Source organism: Tateyamaria sp. ANG-S1 (genome assembly GCF_000814025.1).
Taxonomy (GTDB): domain Bacteria; phylum Pseudomonadota; class Alphaproteobacteria; order Rhodobacterales; family Rhodobacteraceae; genus Tateyamaria.
Window position 1 is genome coordinate 561,339 of record NZ_JWLL01000006.1, and the last position, 18,924, is coordinate 580,262.

Annotated in this window: 22 protein-coding genes; 15 read left to right on the forward strand and 7 right to left on the reverse strand. The window is 61.1% G+C overall.

Annotation, left to right across the window (positions count from 1 at the left end; all coding sequences use genetic code 11):
* Positions 1-19 precede the first annotated feature (19 nt).
* Complete coding sequence (locus RA29_RS14040) at positions 20-1,285, forward strand: glutamate-5-semialdehyde dehydrogenase (protein WP_039687811.1); 1,266 nt, start codon at positions 20-22, stop codon at positions 1,283-1,285.
* Positions 1,286-1,288: 3 nt separating this feature from the next.
* Here the strand turns inward: RA29_RS14040 and RA29_RS14045 are convergent, their stop codons facing one another.
* A complete protein-coding gene (locus tag RA29_RS14045) occupies positions 1,289-1,882 on the reverse strand; it encodes a histidine phosphotransferase family protein (RefSeq protein WP_039686915.1) in 594 nt (197 codons plus the stop codon).
* A 38-nt stretch (positions 1,883-1,920) separates the two neighbouring features.
* On the opposite strand from RA29_RS14045, the gene RA29_RS14050 reads away from it, so the two are divergent.
* From RA29_RS14050 to RA29_RS14075, 7 genes are all read left to right on the forward strand, one after another.
* Positions 1,921-2,103 (forward strand): DUF3553 domain-containing protein, encoded by a 183-nt coding sequence (locus tag RA29_RS14050; protein ID WP_039686917.1) that lies wholly within the window; start codon positions 1,921-1,923, stop codon positions 2,101-2,103.
* Between the two features lie 95 nt (positions 2,104-2,198).
* Entirely contained in the window at positions 2,199-2,960 is a 762-nt protein-coding gene (locus tag RA29_RS14055) for a GNAT family N-acyltransferase (protein ID WP_039686919.1), read from the forward strand.
* Positions 2,957-3,814 (forward strand): lysophospholipid acyltransferase family protein, encoded by an 858-nt coding sequence (locus tag RA29_RS14060; protein ID WP_052249663.1) that lies wholly within the window; start codon positions 2,957-2,959, stop codon positions 3,812-3,814. Before RA29_RS14055 ends, RA29_RS14060 begins: the two co-directional genes overlap by 4 nt.
* A gap of 267 nt (positions 3,815-4,081) precedes the next feature.
* Positions 4,082-4,882, forward strand: coding sequence for a 30S ribosomal protein S2 (rpsB, locus tag RA29_RS14065; protein ID WP_039686921.1), 801 nt, complete (start codon positions 4,082-4,084; stop codon positions 4,880-4,882).
* A gap of 73 nt (positions 4,883-4,955) precedes the next feature.
* The gene (gene tsf, locus RA29_RS14070) at positions 4,956-5,831 is read left to right on the forward strand and encodes a translation elongation factor Ts (protein ID WP_039686923.1); all 876 of its coding nucleotides are present in this window, start codon (positions 4,956-4,958) and stop codon (positions 5,829-5,831) included.
* A 69-nt stretch (positions 5,832-5,900) separates the two neighbouring features.
* On the forward strand, positions 5,901-6,203 hold the full coding sequence (locus tag RA29_RS23410; protein WP_206540147.1) for an alpha/beta fold hydrolase: 303 nt from the start codon (positions 5,901-5,903) through the stop codon (positions 6,201-6,203).
* A gap of 15 nt (positions 6,204-6,218) precedes the next feature.
* A complete protein-coding gene (locus RA29_RS14075) occupies positions 6,219-6,815 on the forward strand; it encodes a hypothetical protein (protein WP_206540148.1) in 597 nt (198 codons plus the stop codon).
* 369 nt (positions 6,816-7,184) lie between these two features.
* On the opposite strand, the gene RA29_RS14080 is transcribed toward RA29_RS14075, so the two are convergent.
* Genes RA29_RS14080 through RA29_RS14100 form a run of 5 tightly spaced genes read right to left on the reverse strand, consistent with a single transcriptional unit; the run spans position 7,185 to position 10,508 of the window.
* Positions 7,185-7,784 carry a histidine phosphatase family protein gene (locus RA29_RS14080; RefSeq protein WP_039686925.1) on the reverse strand — a complete coding sequence of 200 codons (600 nt, stop codon included), beginning with the start codon at positions 7,782-7,784 and terminating at the stop codon, positions 7,185-7,187.
* 3 nt (positions 7,785-7,787) lie between these two features.
* Positions 7,788-8,537 carry a LuxR family transcriptional regulator gene (locus RA29_RS14085; RefSeq protein ID WP_039686927.1) on the reverse strand — a complete coding sequence of 250 codons (750 nt, stop codon included), beginning with the start codon at positions 8,535-8,537 and terminating at the stop codon, positions 7,788-7,790.
* Positions 8,534-8,977: a type II 3-dehydroquinate dehydratase gene (gene aroQ, locus RA29_RS14090; RefSeq protein WP_039686929.1), complete on the reverse strand. Its 444-nt coding sequence runs from the start codon at positions 8,975-8,977 to the stop codon at positions 8,534-8,536. Before aroQ ends, RA29_RS14085 begins: the two co-directional genes overlap by 4 nt.
* A 41-nt stretch (positions 8,978-9,018) precedes the next feature.
* Positions 9,019-9,510: a MaoC family dehydratase gene (locus tag RA29_RS14095; RefSeq protein WP_039686931.1), complete on the reverse strand. Its 492-nt coding sequence runs from the start codon at positions 9,508-9,510 to the stop codon at positions 9,019-9,021.
* Positions 9,507-10,508 carry an NADP-dependent oxidoreductase gene (locus tag RA29_RS14100; protein ID WP_039686933.1) on the reverse strand — a complete coding sequence of 334 codons (1,002 nt, stop codon included), beginning with the start codon at positions 10,506-10,508 and terminating at the stop codon, positions 9,507-9,509. The genes RA29_RS14095 and RA29_RS14100 overlap by 4 nt, the downstream gene beginning before the upstream one ends.
* A gap of 26 nt (positions 10,509-10,534) precedes the next feature.
* Between RA29_RS14100 and RA29_RS14105 the strand changes: the two genes are divergently transcribed.
* Positions 10,535-11,197 carry a histidine phosphatase family protein gene (locus RA29_RS14105; RefSeq protein WP_039686935.1) on the forward strand — a complete coding sequence of 221 codons (663 nt, stop codon included), beginning with the start codon at positions 10,535-10,537 and terminating at the stop codon, positions 11,195-11,197.
* On the opposite strand, the gene RA29_RS14110 is transcribed toward RA29_RS14105, so the two are convergent.
* Positions 11,194-12,189, reverse strand: a complete 996-nt coding sequence (locus RA29_RS14110; RefSeq protein ID WP_039686937.1) for an NADPH:quinone oxidoreductase family protein — start codon at positions 12,187-12,189, stop codon at positions 11,194-11,196. The two genes, RA29_RS14105 and RA29_RS14110, sit on opposite strands and share 4 nt — an antisense overlap.
* A gap of 138 nt (positions 12,190-12,327) precedes the next feature.
* Here RA29_RS14110 and RA29_RS14115 point away from each other — a divergent pair, with 138 nt between their 5' ends.
* From RA29_RS14115 to RA29_RS14140, 6 genes are all read left to right on the forward strand, one after another.
* The gene (locus RA29_RS14115; RefSeq protein WP_039686939.1) at positions 12,328-13,152 is read left to right on the forward strand and encodes an SDR family NAD(P)-dependent oxidoreductase; all 825 of its coding nucleotides are present in this window, start codon (positions 12,328-12,330) and stop codon (positions 13,150-13,152) included.
* The gene (locus RA29_RS14120; RefSeq protein ID WP_039686940.1) at positions 13,149-14,033 is read left to right on the forward strand and encodes an SDR family NAD(P)-dependent oxidoreductase; all 885 of its coding nucleotides are present in this window, start codon (positions 13,149-13,151) and stop codon (positions 14,031-14,033) included. The genes RA29_RS14115 and RA29_RS14120 overlap by 4 nt, the downstream gene beginning before the upstream one ends.
* 90 nt (positions 14,034-14,123) lie before the next feature.
* Positions 14,124-15,320: an acetyl-CoA C-acyltransferase gene (locus tag RA29_RS14125; protein ID WP_039686943.1), complete on the forward strand. Its 1,197-nt coding sequence runs from the start codon at positions 14,124-14,126 to the stop codon at positions 15,318-15,320.
* A gap of 79 nt (positions 15,321-15,399) precedes the next feature.
* Entirely contained in the window at positions 15,400-16,392 is a 993-nt protein-coding gene (locus RA29_RS14130; RefSeq protein WP_039686945.1) for a nitronate monooxygenase family protein, read from the forward strand.
* A gap of 2 nt (positions 16,393-16,394) precedes the next feature.
* Positions 16,395-17,423 carry a phosphotransferase family protein gene (locus RA29_RS14135; RefSeq protein ID WP_039686946.1) on the forward strand — a complete coding sequence of 343 codons (1,029 nt, stop codon included), beginning with the start codon at positions 16,395-16,397 and terminating at the stop codon, positions 17,421-17,423.
* 181 nt (positions 17,424-17,604) lie between these two features.
* The gene (locus RA29_RS14140) at positions 17,605-18,846 is read left to right on the forward strand and encodes a branched-chain amino acid ABC transporter substrate-binding protein (protein WP_039686947.1); all 1,242 of its coding nucleotides are present in this window, start codon (positions 17,605-17,607) and stop codon (positions 18,844-18,846) included.
* Positions 18,847-18,924 lie beyond the last annotated feature (78 nt).

Here is an 18,924-nt window from a genome sequence, read left to right on the forward strand (position 1 = left end):
CTGCAAAGGACGCGACACAATGAAAGACTTCGCTGACATTCCCACGTTGATGGCCGATATCGGCGCGCGGGCCAAGGCTGCCGCCGCCACGCTTGCCTTTGCGAGTGCGGAACGCAAACATGCGGCCCTGATCGCCGCGGCTGACCATGTCTGGAACAGCCGTGACGCCATCATCGTGGCCAATGAAAAGGATATGACCTTTGGCCGCGACAAGGGCCTGAGCGACGCCATGATGGATCGTTTGCGCCTTGATGAAGAGCGTATTCGGGGCATCGTGGACGGTTTGCGGGCTGTGGCGGAGCAGGCTGACCCGGTTGGTGAGGTCCTGGCCGAGTGGACGCAACCCACCGGGCTCAACATCCAGCGTGTGCGCACGCCTCTGGGCGTTGTCGGCGTGATCTATGAAAGCCGCCCCAACGTGACGGCGGATGCCGGGGCCCTTTGCTTGAAGGCGGGCAATGCGGTGATCTTGCGGGGCGGCAGCGAGAGTTTCCATTCCTCCGCCGCGATTCATGCGGCGTTGCAGGCGGGTCTGCGCGATGCCAACCTGCCCGAAGATGCCATTCAACTGGTGCCGACCCGCGACCGGGCCGCGGTCAGTGAAATGCTGATCATGACGGACACCATTGACGTGATTGTGCCCCGTGGCGGCAAGGGATTGGTTGGCCTTGTCCAGCGCGAGGCGCGTGTCCCCGTCTTTGCCCATCTTGAGGGCATCGTGCACATCTATGTCGACAAGGATGCCGACCCCGAAAAGGTGCTGAAGGTTGTCCTGAACGCCAAGACGCGGCGCACCGGGATTTGCGGTGCGGCCGAATGCCTGCTGATACACGCGGATATTGCGCCGACCATCGGGCAAGGTGTGGTGAAGGCGCTGATGGACGCGGGCGTCCGGGTGCATGCCGACGTCGGACTTCAGACCATCGAGGGCGTACTGGCCGCGTCCGACGCGGACTGGGGCAAGGAGTATCTGGACATGGATATTGCAGCGCGCATTGTGGCTGATATCGACGCGGCTATCGATCACATCCGGACCTATGGGTCAAACCACACCGATTGCATCCTGACCGAGGATGCGGGCGCTGCGGCCCAGTTCTTTGAACAACTGGACAGCGCGATCCTGATGCACAACGCCTCCACCCAGTTTGCCGATGGTGGCGAGTTCGGGATGGGCGCAGAGATCGGGATTGCCACTGGCAAGATGCACGCGCGCGGTCCGGTGGGTGCTGCGCAGCTGACCAGTTTCAAATACCTGGTGCGCGGCGACGGCACCGTACGGGCATAGCGGTCAGAACCGGATCGACAGCCTGTCGGGTGCGATATCGGTGCTGAGGGGGCGGTTTGCATCTTTTGCAACTTCATGCAGGAGCGCAAACTGAACGTGGGCCGGGGCAAGTTCGTCCACCTCATTCCCCTCCAGCAGGCCCCAGAGGCCAGCATCCACGCTTTGCTTGGCCGAATGCCCCGAGATGTCCCAGGTGCCATTGGCGTGGGCCATTTCGATCCGACCGCCATAGGGCAGGCTGGTTTCCAGGCATTGCACCGCGAGAAAGGCCATGCGGACAGCCCAGCGGGGTTGCGCATCAAGCGGGCCATAAACGACCTTGAGCCGCTCGCCCCGCATGCTGTCAGACAGGATCGACACCACTTCCGCGCGCCCCAGGGATTGATCACTGGCAGCGCCATAGGCGATACGGAAGAACCGGATGCGGGCGCTGGCATTGCCAACACTTTCCGAGATCAGGTCGAGCTCCGGCCCCTCGCGCGCGTCGGACATCCCCAGCAGTTCAAGGCCATTGTTGATCGCCCCAATCGGGGATATGAGATCGTGGCAGATCCTGCTGCCGATGAGAGCGGCCAGGTTGATGTTACTTTGGCCCATCAGCGGCCCCCCAGTTCAGAATATGGGAAGGCCCTGTCATGGAAGATCTGAACGCCATTCTGGCCCCCGGTATGTTGGTGCGTCACCCGCAGCATGAAGACTGGGGAACAGGTCAGGTTCAAAGCAACATCGCGGGCAAAGTCACCGTGAATTTTCCCAATGAGGGCAAGGTGGTGATCGATGGGACGCGGGTTGCACTGATCCCGGTGTTTGATGCCTGAACATCCTTTCTGAATTGTTAACGTGTTGCAACCTGTGGTCGCATCTGCATTGGAATGCCTATCCAATTTCAAATGATCTCGCTAAACGGCCTGCGATGACCCTGACCCACGCGCCTGAATTCCGCATAGCACTCGCCGACACTGACGCAGATCTGCAGGACGCGCAGCGCCTGCGCTATGATGTGTTTGTGCGCGAGCTGGGTGGGGGTGGGCCGCTGGTTGACCATGAGGCCGGGCTGGAGCGGGACCGGTTTGATCCGTTCTTTGACCACCTTCTGTTGCATGACGATGCCGTGGGGCAAGTGGTGGCCGTCTACCGGATGCTGCGTCCCGAACAGGCCGAGGCGGCCGGGCAGTTCTATTCCGAGGATGAGTATGATCTGGCGCCCCTGCGCGCCACGGGGCGCCGCCTGTTGGAGTTGGGGCGGTCCTGTGTGCATGCGGATTATCGCGGCGGGCCTGCGATGTTCCATCTTTGGAACGGTTTGGCGGACTATATCGACCGGCACGGGATCGAGATTCTGTTTGGTGTTGCGTCCTTTCATGGCACCGACACGGGGCGTCTGGCGCAACCCTTGTCGTTACTGCATCACCGGCATCTCGCGCCGGAGCACCTGCGCGTACGGGCCCGTCCGCCCCATGCCGTTTCCATGAACCTGCTGTCCGAAGCCGAGATCGACAGGCGGGCTGCCATGCTGGAGGTGCCCGCGCTGATCAAGGCCTACCTGCGTCTGGGCGGCGTTGTGGGGGAAGGGGCGTTTGTGGATCATGGCTTTAACACCACTGATGTTTGCCTGATCATGGACACGGCCGCGATGTCGGAGCGACAGAAACGCATCTACGGGGCGCAGGCATGAGTATTACATGGGACGGTGCGCCGCCGCCCGCGCATATCAAGCTGGGGCCGCTTGCGGTCCTGCGCGTGGTTTGGCGGGGCCTGGGCATTCTGTTGATCATTCTGGCGGGCCTTGCGATTTTGCTGCCGCTGAGGCTGATTGAGCGCCCCTTGTTTGGTCTGCATCGCCCGTGGACGCCCTGGATCACGCAGGTCGTGTGCCGCCTGTCCCTGTTCTGGCTTGGGTTGGCCTATCGTCGCAGTGGCAAGCCGATGAAGGGGCAGGGGGCGATTGTGGCGAACCATTCGTCCTGGCTGGATATTTTTGTGCTGAACGCGGCTGACCGCATCTATTTCGTGTCGAAGTCCGAAGTGGCAGGTTGGCCCGGGATCGGGACATTGGCACGCGCGACGGGCACGCTGTTCATCGCCCGCGATCGGCGGGAGGCCAAAGCGCAGACGGAGCTGTTTCAGGAGCGTTTGCTGGCCGGTCAGCGGCTGCTGTTTTTTCCCGAGGGTACCAGCACCGATGGGCAGCGTGTCTTGCCATTCAAGACGACGCTTTTTGCGTCTTTCTTTGCCGATGACCTGCGCCCGCGCGTGGCTGTGCAACCCGTCACCGTTGTCTATCACGCGCCACGGGGGCGCGACGCGCGGACTTATGGGTGGTGGGGAGATATGGAATTTGGCACGCATCTGTTGGCCACGCTTGCGTTGCCGCGCCACGGTCATGTCGAGGTGATCTATCATCCGGCGATTGCGGTGTCGGATGTGGCGGATCGCAAGGCGCTGGCGGCGGCGGCGGAGGCGGTTGTGCGGGACAGTCACCGGCTTGCCTCGGATGAACAGGGCGTTACAGAAAGCACTGTCACTTAGCCAAAGGCCGCGCGGACGCGCGACGACATGTTTTAGGGGGCTCTGCCCCGTCCTGCGGACTCCCCGAAGTATTTTCAGCCAGAAGAATGGGAGTTGCGGTTGGTGGGGCATTTGGGGCTTGTCAATTGGGGGCGGCTGCCGTAAGGCCCGCGCATCAATCCGCAGTTCGGGGCGGGCAGATGGGGGAGACATCCCCAGATGTCCACCGGTTGACGCATCCGCGTTGATACCCCGGGCAAGGCGAAAACCGGAAAAAGGATAAAGCACATGGCTCTTCCCGAGTTCACCATGCGCCAGCTGCTGGAAGCAGGCGTTCACTTTGGTCACCAGACACAGCGTTGGAACCCGCGCATGTCGCCGTTCATCTACGGCTCGCGGAATGGCATCCACATCATGGACCTGACGCAGACCGTTCCCATGCTGGACCAGGCTCTGCAAGCGATCCGCGACACCGTCGCCAAGGGCGGCCGCGTTCTGTTTGTGGGTACCAAGCGTCAAGCCTCCGGCCCCGTGGCCGAAGCAGCTGAGAAATGCGCGCAATACTACATGAACCATCGCTGGCTGGGTGGCACGCTGACCAACTGGCAGACCGTGTCGCAGTCGATCAACCGTCTGAAGTCGATCGACGAGCAGGCCGAGACCGGCTTTGAAGGTTTGACGAAGAAAGAGCGTCTGGGCATGGAACGTGACCAGGGCAAGCTGCAAGCCTCGCTTGGCGGTATCCGCGAGATGGGCGGTCGTCCCGACCTGCTGTTCGTCATCGACGTCAAGAAAGAGGCATTGGCCGTCGCAGAAGCCAACAAACTGGGCATTCCGGTTGTGGCTGTGGTCGATACCAACTGCTCGCCCGATGGTGTGGACTACATCATTCCCGGCAACGACGACGCGGCCCGTGCCATCGCGCTCTACTGCGATCTGGCATCCCGCGCGGCTCTGGACGGTATGAGCGCCCAACTGGGTGCGGCTGGCGTTGACCTGGGTGCGATGGAAGAAGCACCGGTCGAGGAAGCTGTGGCCGAAGAGGCGCCCGTCGAGGAAGCCGCAGCCGAAGCGCCTGCCGAGAGCTGAAGCGTCACGGAACTGACATATGCGGCAGGCTAAGCCCTGCCGCAGCACACACCTATTTGAGGAGAGCCGAGAGATGGCAATCACAGCAGCATTGGTGAAAGAACTGCGCGACAGCACCGGCGCAGGCATGATGGACGCGAAAAAGGCGCTGACCGAGACCGGTGGCGACATGGAAGCCGCCGTGGACTGGCTGCGCACCAAGGGTCTGGCGAAAGCGGCCAAGAAGTCTGGCCGTACGGCTGCCGAAGGTCTGGTCGCCGTCGTCGTTGACGGTGGTACCGGCGTTGCGGTCGAGGTGAACTCGGAAACCGACTTTGTTGGCAAGAACGCTGAGTTCCAGGAAATGGTGTCGGGTATCGCCACCGCCGCTCTGGGCGTTGATGATGTGGACGCGCTGGTGGCTGCTGACATGGGCGGCAAGTCCGTGGCTGACGTTGTGACAGACAAGATCGCGACCATTGGCGAGAACATGTCTGTGCGTCGCATGGCAAAGATCTCCGGCGGCACTGTTGTGTCGTATGTCCACAACGCCGCCACGGCGGGCATGGGCAAGATCGGCGTTCTGGTCGCCATGGATGGCGGTGACGAGGCGTTTGGCAAGCAGGTTGCGATGCACATCGCTGCTGTGAATCCTGCCGCGCTGTCCGAGGCTGACATGGACCCCGCCGTGGTCGAGAAGGAAAAGCAGGTCCAGATGGACATCGCCCGCGAAAGCGGCAAGCCCGAGCAGGTCATCGAAAAGATGATCGTGGGCCGCATGAAGAAGTTCGTCGCCGAGGCGACGTTGCTGAACCAGTCCTTCGTGGTGAACCCTGACCTGACGGTTGAGGCCGCAGCCACCGAAGCCGGGGCAACCATCACCGGTTTTGCCCGTCTGGAAGTGGGTGAGGGCATCGAGGTCGAGAAGGAAGACTTTGCAGCCGAGGTGGCCAAGGCCGCTCAAGGCTAAGCTTCTCCTTGCATTGAGTTCGAAACGGCGCGTCCATGAGGGCGCGCCGTTTTGCGTTGGAGGGCTGCGATGTTTCTGGATGTGGGCGATGGACACCGCCTGTGGTTTGAGCAGGCGGGGCAGGGCGTGGATGCGCTGGTGCTGCATGGCGGGCCAGGGTCTGGATGCAGGCCGGGGCATTATGATCTGTTTGATCTGACCCGCTACCGGGTGACCTTGCTTGATCAGCGGGGATGCGGGCGGTCAGAGCCGTTGGCATCCGAGACGCTGGAAGCCTTGGAGGCGAATACGACCGCGCATCTGATCGCAGACATCGAGGCGTTGCGGGCGCATCTGGGTGTTGAGGCGTGGCTGCTGTTTGGCGGGTCGTGAGGAACGACGCTGGCGATGGCTTACGCGCAGGCGCACCCGGCGCGCGTGCGAGGGATGGTGCTGGCCGGTGTAGCCACAACGTCGGCGCGCGATCTGCGATGGCTCTACAGCGATGTGGGGGCCATGTTTCCGGAAGCCTATGCTGCGTTCTGTGCGCATGTTCCCGAGATCCCGGATGATGCGCTTGCGACCCCGCAGAGGATTTCTGCATATGCGGAGAGGGTGCGGGACCCCGAACGGGCACAACCAGCGGCTGATTCGTGGTGTCAGTGGGAAACTGCGATCTTTGGCGGAGATATTCATGATCCGGCGTCGCGCTATGCGGATCCGGCGTTCCGCCTTGGCTTTGCGCGAATCGTTACGCACTATTTTGCCCATCGGGCATGGTTGCCCGATGACATTCTGCGCAAGAACATCGGTCGCATGGCCCATATCCCGTGTGCCATGATCCACAGCCGATTTGATCCATCGTGTCCTTTGCGCGGTGCGTGGGAGCTGGCGCAGGCATGGCCCGCGTCCACCCTGCAAATACTGGGCGGCACAACCCATTCCGCACTGGATGCAGAAATGTCAGCGGCCATACGCGCGGCTACGGATCGGTTTGCAGACTAGAGAAACAAGGTGGGCGGGACTGCGTTTGGGGTCGCAATCCCGCCCTTTTGTCGGCGTCCTTGGCCACGGGGATGAGACACGTGGACGCTACAAATCCGACCCACCTGCCGATCAATAAGCAGGCGAGTCGGTTCCGGATAACCGGTCGAAACGAAGAGCCCCCGATATCGCGAGGGGTCCGCCCCGCTGTTCCCTGGCTAAAGCCACCACTCACGGAACTTGGCCACAATGCCAAATTTAGTCGGGAATGGCAAAGTGGGGGATTCCTTACCCGACAGTCAAATGTTTCTAATGACGTAGGGTTTGTTGCATTTTTGTTTCGGATCGGACACGTGAAACGGAGTAGAGGTGCGCCTGAACACCTTTGTTTTATAGGCGAAAGTGACCTTCGAGGGACTGCCATTCACTATTGATTTCAAGTGTTTCACGGTCGAACATGAGAAGATTTCCGCCACCGCCGGGCCCCTGATCGTAGTCGCGGCTGATGGGATGCCCCTTGGCTGCACAAAAAAGCAGCGTTCCGACGGCACCATGTCCGACGATCAACACATCACCGTCCGGTGCTTCGCTTAATACGTGTTGGACACTGCGCAGAATCCGGGTCTGAGCATCGACCGCGCGCTCCCAACCGCGAACAGATTCTCCGGGTCTTCCAAAGAAAGCATCGGCCGTCTTTTCGAATTCAGCCGGGGGCAGGAAGCCGGTGGATGAACGGTCATTCTCGTAGCTGTCATCGGCAATTCGGACCGGCATGCCAAGGGCTTCGGCAATCGGTTCGGCGGCCTCGCGGGCCTTGCGTTCCGGGCTGGAGTAGATGGCCGTTGTCCCTGCCAGCCTGTTGGATGCGACAGCCGCGAGCGCGTAGATCCGTGCGCGCCCGACGTCATTCAGCGACCATTCGGTGATTTCAACAGCGGGATCGATCTGAACCTGGGGGTGGCTCAGATACCGCAACACGGATTTTGGCATGGGCTAGGCCTCGAGGATAAACATCTGGTTGGCGAAGGCCGCCTTGAGCACGGCTTGTGCCGTGGTTTCCACCGCCAGCGCTTCGCGTGCAAGGCGCAAATGCTTTTCCACGGTGGCAGATGTCAGGCCCATGAGGACTGCAATATCTTGCATGGTTTTGCCGTCCCCGACCCATTCCAACGCTTCGCGCTGCCGCTTGGTCAGGGACCGGTTGGGCGCGCTGTAGGGCAGGGTGAGGATCTTGAGGTGCGCGACGTTGTTCATCAGGTGAATGTCGCGCCCATGTTCAGCCCAGATGGCATCGACGTCTTCCTGGCTCGTCCCTGCGCGGGCTGTCAGAGCGATGGCCCCTTTGGACCGGGCGGACACGGATTTGAAACTGATCGTGTAGCCGGCGGTCACGCCCATAGAGAAGTTGAACTCCAGCACACGCTGTTCGGATCTGGTGAGCGTTTGGGTCGACTGCATCTGGCGCAGAATACCCCAACTGCAAGCACCCTCGTTGTTGAGCGCCCAGTTGACCATGGGGGCGTGCACATAGTGCTGCTCCCCCAGGAACGTGTCGGTGTATTCCTTGGCGTGGTTCGTCAGGATGATGAAGTCTTCGGGATCGCCCAGCGACGTGCCAGAGCGGTAGCGCGTAAAGCCGTAGATCAGCCGGTCAAACCCGTACTCTTCCATCTTGCGCGTGTGGGCTTCCCACAACTCTTCGATGGTCTGGCAGTTTGACAACCTGTGCAGATAGCTTTTCACGTGCGTCCCCCAAGATGCCCGATCAATGCGTCCAGAGCCAGAGTATACCCAGCAACGCCGAAGCCGCAAATCATACCAATGGCCACAGGGGAAATGTAGCTTTGGTGGCGGAATGCCTCGCGCGCGTGGATGTTGCTGAGATGCAGTTCGACCACCGGCAGTTCTGTGCTGAGGATCGCGTCATGCAGCGCGATGGAGGTGTGCGTGTAGGCACCAGCGTTCAGGATGATGCCGCCATGCGTGCCCTTGGCCGCGTGAATTGCATCTACCAACGCGCCTTCGTGATTGGATTGGTCGCAGGTGACGTCACAGCCATTGGCAGCGCCGTGATCACGGCACATCTGTTCGACCTGCGGCAGCGTTGTAGCGCCGTAGATTTCAGGTTGGCGCGTGCCCAACAGATTGAGGTTGGGCCCATTGAGAACCAGAACGGAAGTCATCGAAATTACCTTGATGTTCCCGAGGTGTTAGCGAGTCTGGACTATGCCTGTCCAGAGATACGTTGATGCAATTGTGCAAAGACCGCCAACCCAAGCCATTCTGCAACAAGGGCAGGGGTTTCGACGCCTTCGATCTGAATTGTCAGATCGAAGCTGCGCAACAACTCGGTTGGGCTGCGTTTGCTGACATCGCGCAGGGTAAAGCGCCCGCGCAGCTGTTGCCCCGGACGCACGGGTGTCAGAAACCGCAGGCGGTTAAAGCCGTAGTTGATGCCCATGCTTTGCCCCGGCAGGAGCGGGAAGCAGTCGTAGGCGAATCGCGATGCGAGGCTGAGTGTCAGGAAACCGTGCGCGATGGTGCCGCCCAGGTCGCTGTCGGCGGCACGCACGGGGTCAATGTGGATCCATTGGTCGTCACGGGTGACGTCCGCAAATCGGTTGATCATGGGTTGGTCGACGGTGATCCAGTTGGATACGCCGACCTCGGACCCGATTTGTGCTTGGAGCGCATCGAATGCCGCCTCGATGCTCATGGATCGGCGCCCACGCGCACCATGCGCTTGCCGGTATTGTCGCCGTTTAGCAGTCCGATCAGCGCGTGCGGCGCGTTTTCGAGGCCATCCACGATGTCTTCGGTCACCTTGATCTTGCCCTGTGCGACCCATTCCTGCAGGGCGCGCGTTGCCTTGGCGTCGTCGCGGGCGAAGTCCATGACGATGAACCCTTCCATACGCAGGCGTTTCACAACAACAACGCCCGGCAGGTTACGTGGTCCAGTCGGGTTTGTCGTGTCGTACTGACTGATGGCACCGCAGCACACAACGCGCCCGCGTTCGTTCATCAGGCCTAGCGTTGTTTCGAGGATCTCGCCGCCGACATTGTCGAAATAGACGTCGATGCCATCGGGGCAGGCGGCGCGCAGCGCTTTGAACACGCCGTCCGCACGATAATCGACGCAGGCGTCAAAGCCGAGTTCTTCGGTAACAAACGCGCATTTTTCGGGGCCACCCGCGATACCCACGACCCGACAGCCCAGTGCCTTGCCGATTTGACCTACATAGCCGCCCACTGATCCTGCCGCCGCGCTGACCACGATCGTTTCACCGGCCAGCGGTTGGCCGATCTGCATGAGCCCGTGAAAGGCTGTTTTGCCCGCGATGCCGTAGACGCTGAGTAGGTGGCTGAGTGGCTGCACCTTAGGCAGTTTCTGCACCTTGTGGGCGGGGCGCGTGACATGATCGGCCCAGACGCTTTCGGCAGCGACGATGTCACCGGGGCTGAGGCGGGGGGACGTGCTCTCCATCACTTCGCAGATGGCGTAGGTCGGCATGGGATCGCCTGCGTTGACCGCGTCGCGGTAGGTGGCGCCCTGCATCCACGAGCGGTTGGCGGCGTCGATGCTCATCAGGATGGTGCGCAGGAGCACCTCGCCGTCCTGGGGCTTGGGCATGGGCCCCGTCTGCAGTTCGAAATGATCCGGGCTGAGGGAGCCCTGCGGCAGTTCGGCGACGACAATCTGGCGGTTGGTCATATGGTGGCTCCTGTGTATGAGGGGGCATGACGAAAGAGTACCGCCAGCCCGTCTATGCGCCGCCCGCGGGGGCGGCTGATCTGTTGTTGATCCGGCACGGTGAGAGCGCGCCCGCGCGCCCCGGCGTGTCGTTTCCGATGAAAGATGGGCATGGCGACCCGCCATTGCACCCGCAAGGGGAGCGGCAGGCTTTGGCCGTGGGTGATCGTTTGAAAGGTGAAGCCTTTGCAGCGCTTTACGTGACGAAGTTGACGCGAACACATCAGACGGCGGCGCCGCTTGCTGCGCATCTTGGGCTGACGCCGCAGGTGAACCCCGACCTGCATGAGGTGAGTCTTGGCGATTGGGACGGTGGTTTGTATCGGATCAAGGCGGCTGAAGGCGATCCGATCTACCGCAAGGTTGTTGATACACAAGACTGGTCGCCTATTCCAAACGCCGAAACCCGAGACAGCTTTTTTGGTCGCGTGCGCAAAGGGTTGCTGGACATTGCTCAGGCGCATGCGGATCAGAGGGTTGCCGTGTTCGTACATGGCGGCGTGATCGGAGCCGCGATGGCCATCGCCTCGGGCTCCGAGCCATTTGCTTTTCTCGGGGCTGCCAACGGGTCGATCAGCCGGTTGGTGATCACCGACGGTCGGATGAGGGTGCTCGGGTTCAATGATACGCAGCATCTGGCGCACCTCTAGGTGTTGGTCAGCACCACTTTGCCCAACACCTTTCGGTCCGCGATCAAATTCAGCGCCTTAGCAGCGTCCTGCATCGGAAAGCTGGCAGAGATGCGCGGTTTGACCTGACCTTTTGCATACATATCAAAGAGCTCCGCGACATTCTGCATGTGTCCAGCGGGGTCGCGGTAGATGGATGCGCCCCAAAAGACGCCGACGACCTGGCAAGATTTCAACAGTGTCAGGTTGAGGGGGATCGACGGGATACCTGCTGGAAAGCCGACAACAAGAAACCGGCCGCCCCACGCCATGGAGCGGATCACCGGCTCGGCATAGTCACCACCCACCGCGTCGTATGCGACATTGACGCCATCCGGGCCGGCGATCTTCTTGATCTCCACCGACAGCGCCTTTTGCGCGTCGCGGTCCATCTCGCGTGGATAAACAATCGTGTCGTCAGCGCCCAGCTCTTTGCAAAAATCCGCCTTGTCCTGTGAACTGACCGCAGCGATCACGTGGGCATCCGCAGCCTTGCCCAATTCGATGGCCGCAGCGCCTACGCCACCTGCGGCCCCGAGGATGAGCAGAGTTTCACCGGATTGCAATTCCGCACGGTTTTTCAATGCATAATGGGACGTTCCGTATGTGAAGATAAAGCAGGCAGCATCTTCGAAAGGCATGTCATCCGGGATTTTAACGCAGGCTATGGCTTGCGCGCAGAGATGGGTGGTAAAGCCGCCAAAGCCGGTCATCGCCAGCACCCGGTCGCCTTCGGCCAGATGCGACACGCCTTCGCCAACGGCTTCGACCACGCCAGCAACCTCGCCACCCGGTGCAAAGGGACGCGGCGGTTTGACCTGATAGAGATCGCGAATGATCAACGTGTCGGGGAAGTTCACGCCCGCCGCCTTGACCGCGATCCGGACCTCACCCTTCTTCGGCTCAGGGGTCGGCCCTTCGGTCCATTCCAGCGTTTCGGGTCTGCCGGGCGCGGTGCTGAGCATGGCGTGCATATCGGGTCCTCCCTCCCGTGACGTTACGGCAGGGGTGCAATGTGCCTGCCTTTGTCTCATCCTGCAGTTGAGGAGGCGCCGCTGTAAAGCGGCTGGGCCGGGCGACGTAGCGGTAGCCCGCGCAAGGGAGGAAAAGCGATGGACCCCAGGACCCTGTTTTCGTTGGAGGGCAAGGTGGCCCTTGTGACCGGTGGTGCGACCGGCATTGGGCGGATGGCCGCCACCGGGCTGATGATGGCCGGTGCGCGTGTTTTGATTGCGAGCCGCAAGGGCGATGCCTGCGAAGCGGTCGCGGCGGAGTTGAACGCCATGGACGCCCCGGGCTCAGTCGAGGGCTTTGCCGGAGACATTGGCAGCGAGGAGGGAATCGCAACCCTCGTGGCTGAGGTAACCGGGCGAACGGATTATCTTCATATCCTGATGAACAATTCTGGCGTCACCTGGGGTGCGCCTATGGGCCAGTTCCCCCATGCCGCCTGGGAAAAGGTGATGAATGTGAACGTGGCCGCGATGTTCCATCTGACGCAATCGCTGCTGCCTGTGCTGATCAAGACCGGTACCGCCGATGATCCGGCGCGCGTGGTCAACGTGGGCTCTGTCATGGGCGAGGTGCCGCTTGGGGATGGGGCCTATTCCTATGCCGCATCCAAGGCCGCTGTGCTGCATATGACCAAGATCATGGCCAAGGAACTGGCGTCGCATCATGTCACCGTGAATGCGCTGGCGCCGGGGCCGTTCGTGTCTAACATGACGGCCTTTGCCACCGCTGACGAGGATATGCGTGAAAAAGTCGGTGCCGATGTGCCGCTGGGGCGCGTGGGCCGGGATGAGGACATCGCGGGCTGTATGCAATTCCTCTGCGGGCGCGGAGGCGCGTATTTGACAGGGGCGGTGCTGCCGGTGTCGGGTGGTGTTCAGGTCATGACCGGACCGAACCTGTTCCGCGCGGCCTTGGGCGGATGATCCGCTTCGACGATCAGGTTGCGATCGTCACCGGGGCGGGCGCAGGATTGGGCCGGTCCCACGCCCTTGGGCTTGCGTCCAGGGGTGCGAAGGTCGTGATCAACGACATGCACGCGGCAGGCGATATCGTGGCCGAGATCGAAAGCGCAGGGGGCGAAGCGTTCGCTATAGCGGCAGACATCTCCGACACACAGGCCGTCGCCGATATGGTCGCGCAGGTCATGGAGCGCTGGGGCCAGATCGATATTCTGATCAACAATGCGGGCATCCTGAGGGACAAGACCTTTGCCAAGATGGACATGGCTGATTTCGCCAAAGTCATAGAGGTGCACCTGATGGGCACGGCGCTGTGCTGCCATGCGGTCTGGCCGATCATGCGGGCGCAGGGGTACGGCCGGATCGTTCTGACGTCATCCGGGTCCGGGCTTTACGGGAATTTCGGCCAATCGAACTATGCAGCGGCCAAGGCCGCGATGGTTGGGTTGATGAATACGCTTCATCTGGAGGGCGCACGCGACGATATCCGCGTGAATACGCTGGCCCCAACCGCCGCTACGGCAATGACCGAAGGGTTGCTGCCGGACGCGGCACTTGCTCTTTTGCAGCCGGAAACGATCACACCCGGCGTTCTGTATCTGGTGAGCAAGAACGCCCCGAGCCGCACGATCCTGTCGGCGGGCGGTGGCACCTTTGCCGTGACGCAGATCACCGAAACAAAAGGCGCGCTGATCGACGGTGACGTCACACCGGAAGCCGTGGCGGCTGCATGGTCGACGATAACCGACCCGACGGGTGCCGAACCGCTTGAAAACGCCTTTGCACAAACCCGCAAATACGCCCTTCGGGCAGCCGCAGCCAAGGGGGTGGACCTTGACTGGTAAGACCCCAATCCCCTTCATCTTGCCAAGTAAACTCCGGGGTCCGGGGCAGCGCCCCGGTCCTGACCTCTCAAAACACAAGGACATCTGATCATGCGCGACGCCGTTATCGTCTCCACCGCCCGCACGCCCATCGGCAAGGCATACCGTGGCGCATTCAATGCAACGCCGCCGCAAACGCTCGCGGCCCATGCCATCGAACATGCGGTCAAGCGGGCAGGCCTTAACGGGGCCGAGGTGCAGGATGTCATTATGGGGGCCGCACTCCAACAGGGCCACCAGGCGGGCAACGTGGCACGACAGGCCGCGATCCGGGCGGGGCTGCCCGTGACCGTGGCGGGGATGAGCGTGGACCGGCAGTGCGCCTCGGGCATGATGGCGATTGCGACCGCGTCGAAGCAGGTGGTGCATGACGGGATGGAAGTTGTCGTCGGTGGCGGGGTCGAGTCCGTGTCGATGGTGCAGACGCAGGAGATGCGGACCCATGCAGACCCGTGGCTGAAGCAGAACAAGCCCGAGATTTACATGACCATGCTTGAGACAGCCGAGACTGTTGCGGCCCGGTACGGCGTGAGCCGTGAGGCGCAGGATCGCTACGCCGTGCAGAGTCAGGCACGCACCGCAGCAGCACAGGAGGCGGGCAAGTTCGATGATGAGATCGTGCCGCTTTCCACGGTGATGAAGTTCCAGGACAAGGAGACTAAGGCGATCTCGGAGCACGAGGTGACGCTCGACAAGGATGAGGGCAATCGGCCCGAAACAACCTACGAGAACGTCGCTGGGCTAAAGCCGGTTTTCGCGAATGGCATTCATGTTGAGCAGGGTGAATACATCACTGCGGGCAATGCCTCGCAGCTGTCTGATGGGGCGTCTGCTGCTGTTGTGATGGAGGCGTCGCTCGCCGAGAAGAAGGGGCTTTCGCCCTTGGGCCGGTGTGTCGGCGTCATGGCCGCCGGGTGCGAGCCGGACGAGATGGGAATTGGACCCGTCTTTGCCGTGCCCAAATTACTTGAGGCGCATGGGCTGGGCATGGACGATATTGGCCTTTGGGAATTGAACGAGGCCTTTGCGGTTCAGGTGCTCTATTGCCGCGATACGCTCGGCATTCCCGACGAGCTGTTGAACGTCAACGGCGGGGCGATTTCCATCGGACACCCATATGGCATGTCGGGCGCGCGGATGGTGGGCCATGCGCTGATAGAGGGCAAACGGCGGGGAGCCAAGCATGTGGTCTGCACCATGTGTGTGGGTGGCGGCATGGGGGCGGCTGGTCTGTTCGAGGTGCTGTGACCGTGGCTTGGTTTGAGGGTGCGGGAGCCTCCGGCGGGGATTTTTTGAAACAGGGAAGGATGGACCCGTGGCGCGAGATATGATGGCTGACCGACACTTGCCTGCCGCTTTGCAGGGCTTGCGGATTCCCATGATCGCGGCACCGCTGTTCATCATTTCAGTGCCGGAACTGGTCATCGCGCAGTGCAAGGCGGGTATTGTCGGGTCGTTTCCGGCGTTGAACGCGCGGGAGGCCGAAGGCGAGCCGCCGCTGCTGGAAGCTTGGCTGACGCAGATTTCGGAAGAGCTAGATCGCCATAACCAGGCACATCCGGACCGGCCGGCGGCACCTTTTGCCGTAAATCAAATCGTGCATCGTTCGAACGCGCGGCTGGACCGCGATCTGGAGATTTGTGTGCGTCACAAGGTGCCGATCTGGATCACCTCGCTTGGCGCGCGGGTCGAGGTGAACGAGGCCGCCCATTCCTGTGGCGGTGTGGTCTTGCACGATGTCATCAACAATACTTTTGCCCGCAAGGCCATCGACAAGGGCGCGGACGGCCTTGTCGCCGTGGCGGCAGGGGCCGGTGGACATGCGGGCCAGCAATCACCCTTTGCCCTGATCCGCGAAATTCGCGAATGGTTTGACGGACCGCTTGCCTTGTCCGGCGCCATCGCGACGGGCGAGGCACTGTTGGCAGCCCGCGCCATGGGTGCTGATTTCGGCTATGTCGGCTCGCCCTTTATCGCCACGGACGAGGCCAACGCCGTGCAAGGATACAAGGACATGATCGTCGAAAGCGGGGCGGAAGATATCGTCTATTCGTCCCTGTTTACCGGTGTTTGGGGCAACTATCTGCGCGGATCGGTAGAGGCTGCGGGGATGGACCCCGACAATCTGCCAACGGCAGATGCCTCGTCCATGAACTTCGCGTCTGGTTCTTCCAAACCGAAGGCGTGGAAAACCATTTGGGGATCGGGGCAGGGTATCGGTGCGGTCACATCCGTGGGTCCGGCGGGCGCAATTGTAGACCGTATGGCGGATGAGTATGCGGCTGCGGGCGCACGGCTTGCGCGGGATTTTGTGGGGTAGTTATGGACACGCAAACACTCGATACCGTGGCTGTTGCGCACTTTCTCAGGGACAAGCTGCCCGGGTTCGATACGGCCATCACGGCGACGAAGTTCACAGGCGGGCAGTCCAACCCGACATTCCTGCTGGAGACGGGCGCGGGAAACTATGTCCTGCGCCGCAAGCCGCCGGGACAATTGCTCAAGTCTGCGCACGCCGTCGACCGCGAGTTTCGTGTCCAAAAGGCCCTGCATGGCTCTGAGGTGCCCGTCGCCAAGATGCATGTGCTGTGCGAGGATGCTTCTGTGATCGGTTCGGACTTCTATGTGATGGATCACGTGAAAGGTCGCAATTTCAATGAGCCGACGATGGAGGGGCTGACCAACGCCGACCGTACCGCGGTGATTTCAGACATGAACCGGGTTCTGGCAGCCCTGCATGACGTGGATGTGGACGCCGTTGGGTTAAGCGATTACGGCCCGCCCGGGCACTATCTCGAACGGCAGATCGGGCGCTGGACCAAGCAATACCGCGCCTCGGAAACGCAGGACATCCCGGCCATGAACAGTCTCATCGAACGGCTGGCGGCCGATATGCCGGAGGATGATGGGCAACGAACGCTCGTGCATGGCGACTACCGGATCGACAATATGATCTTTGAGGCGGAGGGCACTCGCTGCCTTGCCGTGCTGGACTGGGAGCTGAGCACCATCGGTCATCCCAATGCTGATCTGGCATCTGTCATCATGCAATGGCAACTGCCCGCTGGATCAGAGGGCCGCGGGTTGATGGGCGTAGATCGAGGGGGGCTCGGCCTGCCCACGGACGCGGAATTTGTGGCGGAATATTGCCAACGCCGCGGGTTAGAGCGGGTGGACCGCTTCGGCTTTTTCGTCGCTTTTTGTTTTTTTCGCATGGGCGCGATCATCCAGGGGGTGCTGAAACGGGCGCTGGATGGCAATGCGTCGAACCCGAAACGTGCCATGCAACTTGGTGCCTTTGTTTCGGTCTTTGCTGAGAATGGTCTGAAGGCACTGGAAAATGATGTTTAGCAATGGTTTGCGATGCTATCCTTATGTGTTACCTGAAGTAGCTTGCCGCGCCATGCTGAACGCAAACGGATTCAACCTAGACGCTTGACTTATCCTGTACCTGTGCAACGCTGGACTTATCCCGCCTCGCAAACTGGCCCGAAGAGGCCGCTTGGCGGACCGCGTTCTAGGGAGGAACATCATGCGCACCAAGACCATGCTGGGGCTGACGACAGCCCTGACACTTGCCGTCAGTGCCTTTGCCGCTGGCGCTGACACCATCAAGATCGCCTTTATCGATCCGCTCAGCGGACCCTTCGCCGGGACGGGCACCAACGGGTTGCACCAGTATGAATTCGCGGCCGAAGAGCTGGTGAACAAGAAGGGCGGCGTGCTGGATGGCGACATGTTCGAGATTGTCGCCTTCGACAACAAAATCAGCCCAAAAGAGTCCCTGATCCAGTTGCAGGTCGCGATTGACCAGGGCATCCGCTACATCGCACAGGGCAATTCGTCCGGCGTTGCCAACGCCCTGACCGAAGCCATCAACAAGCACAATCGTCGCAATCCAGACGACCGGGTGCTGTTTCTGAACTATTCGGCCGTCGATCCTGCGCTGACCAATGACAAGTGCAATTTCTGGCACTTCCGGTTTGATGCCAATGCCGACATCAAGATGGACGCCCTGACCGACAGCATCGTCAGTAATGACGAGATCGAGAAGGTCTATATCATTGGTCAGGACTACAGCTTTGGCAAAGCGGTTGCTTCGGCGGCGGTAAGGTATCTGGGTGAAAAGGCCCCCGAAATCGAGATCGTCGGGAATGAGCTACACCCCATCGGCAAGGTCAAGGATTTCACGCCGTACAGCCGCAAGATCGTGGCATCCGGCGCGGATGCGGTGATCACCGGAAACTGGGGCGCAGACATGGTGGGCCTTGGCAAATCGGTGCTTGAGAATGGCTTTACCGGTCCGATCTACACCTACTATGCCGCCGCAGACGGGATCACCGCCGCCTTTGGCGATGCAGGTGTGGGCAGTCTGCGCCTGGTGGCTGAGGGCCAGTTGAACCCGCCGCCGAACGACCGTGCGTCGGAATACATCCAAGCGTTCAAAGCCAAATATCCGGATGGCAATCTGAGCCAGGCGCGGATCACCAACGTGATTGAAATGCTCGCCAAGGCCATCAATGAGGCGGGCACAGCTGATGATGTGGTGCCCGTGGCCTACGCTCTGGCCGGGATGGAGCATGAAAGCCTGTGGGGTGGTAACCTGATGATGCGCGAAAGCGATCACCAGCTGATCCAGAACGTGCATATCATGGAACACACCAGCGACGTGGTGCACGACCATGACAACTCCGGCTTCGGCGTAAAGGTCGTCAAAACAGTCGAGATGGCGGCCGCAGACAGCCCAACGACGTGCGAGATGCGTCGCCCGTAAACGGTGCGCACGGGGTGCAACCACATCCCGTGCTTCTTCTCTTTCCAAATACGGTGGGGAGTTTGAGGGGTGAAACCC

Excerpts from the sequence above, each read along its gene's own strand:
- RA29_RS14115 (WP_039686939.1), top strand. The coding sequence starts at position 12,328 with ATGGACCCCAGGACCCTGTTTTCGTTGGAGGGCAAGGTGGCCCTTGTG.
- RA29_RS23410 (WP_206540147.1), top strand. The coding sequence starts at position 5,901 with ATGTTTCTGGATGTGGGCGATGGACACCGCCTGTGGTTTGAGCAGGCG.
- RA29_RS14120 (WP_039686940.1), top strand. The coding sequence starts at position 13,149 with ATGATCCGCTTCGACGATCAGGTTGCGATCGTCACCGGGGCGGGCGCA.
- RA29_RS14130 (WP_039686945.1), top strand. The coding sequence starts at position 15,400 with ATGATGGCTGACCGACACTTGCCTGCCGCTTTGCAGGGCTTGCGGATT.
- RA29_RS14125 (WP_039686943.1), top strand. The coding sequence starts at position 14,124 with ATGCGCGACGCCGTTATCGTCTCCACCGCCCGCACGCCCATCGGCAAG.
- RA29_RS14055 (WP_039686919.1), top strand. The coding sequence starts at position 2,199 with ATGACCCTGACCCACGCGCCTGAATTCCGCATAGCACTCGCCGACACT.
- rpsB (WP_039686921.1), top strand. The coding sequence starts at position 4,082 with ATGGCTCTTCCCGAGTTCACCATGCGCCAGCTGCTGGAAGCAGGCGTT.
- RA29_RS14060 (WP_052249663.1), top strand. The coding sequence starts at position 2,957 with ATGAGTATTACATGGGACGGTGCGCCGCCGCCCGCGCATATCAAGCTG.
- RA29_RS14075 (WP_206540148.1), top strand. The coding sequence starts at position 6,219 with ATGGCTTACGCGCAGGCGCACCCGGCGCGCGTGCGAGGGATGGTGCTG.
- RA29_RS14080 (WP_039686925.1), bottom strand. The coding sequence starts at position 7,784 with ATGCCAAAATCCGTGTTGCGGTATCTGAGCCACCCCCAGGTTCAGATC.
- aroQ (WP_039686929.1), bottom strand. The coding sequence starts at position 8,977 with ATGACTTCCGTTCTGGTTCTCAATGGGCCCAACCTCAATCTGTTGGGC.
- RA29_RS14040 (WP_039687811.1), top strand. The coding sequence starts at position 20 with ATGAAAGACTTCGCTGACATTCCCACGTTGATGGCCGATATCGGCGCG.
- RA29_RS14050 (WP_039686917.1), top strand. The coding sequence starts at position 1,921 with ATGGAAGATCTGAACGCCATTCTGGCCCCCGGTATGTTGGTGCGTCAC.
- RA29_RS14100 (WP_039686933.1), bottom strand. The coding sequence starts at position 10,508 with ATGACCAACCGCCAGATTGTCGTCGCCGAACTGCCGCAGGGCTCCCTC.
- RA29_RS14135 (WP_039686946.1), top strand. The coding sequence starts at position 16,395 with ATGGACACGCAAACACTCGATACCGTGGCTGTTGCGCACTTTCTCAGG.
- RA29_RS14140 (WP_039686947.1), top strand. The coding sequence starts at position 17,605 with ATGCGCACCAAGACCATGCTGGGGCTGACGACAGCCCTGACACTTGCC.
- RA29_RS14095 (WP_039686931.1), bottom strand. The coding sequence starts at position 9,510 with ATGAGCATCGAGGCGGCATTCGATGCGCTCCAAGCACAAATCGGGTCC.
- tsf (WP_039686923.1), top strand. The coding sequence starts at position 4,956 with ATGGCAATCACAGCAGCATTGGTGAAAGAACTGCGCGACAGCACCGGC.
- RA29_RS14045 (WP_039686915.1), bottom strand. The coding sequence starts at position 1,882 with ATGGGCCAAAGTAACATCAACCTGGCCGCTCTCATCGGCAGCAGGATC.
- RA29_RS14105 (WP_039686935.1), top strand. The coding sequence starts at position 10,535 with ATGACGAAAGAGTACCGCCAGCCCGTCTATGCGCCGCCCGCGGGGGCG.
- RA29_RS14110 (WP_039686937.1), bottom strand. The coding sequence starts at position 12,189 with ATGCACGCCATGCTCAGCACCGCGCCCGGCAGACCCGAAACGCTGGAA.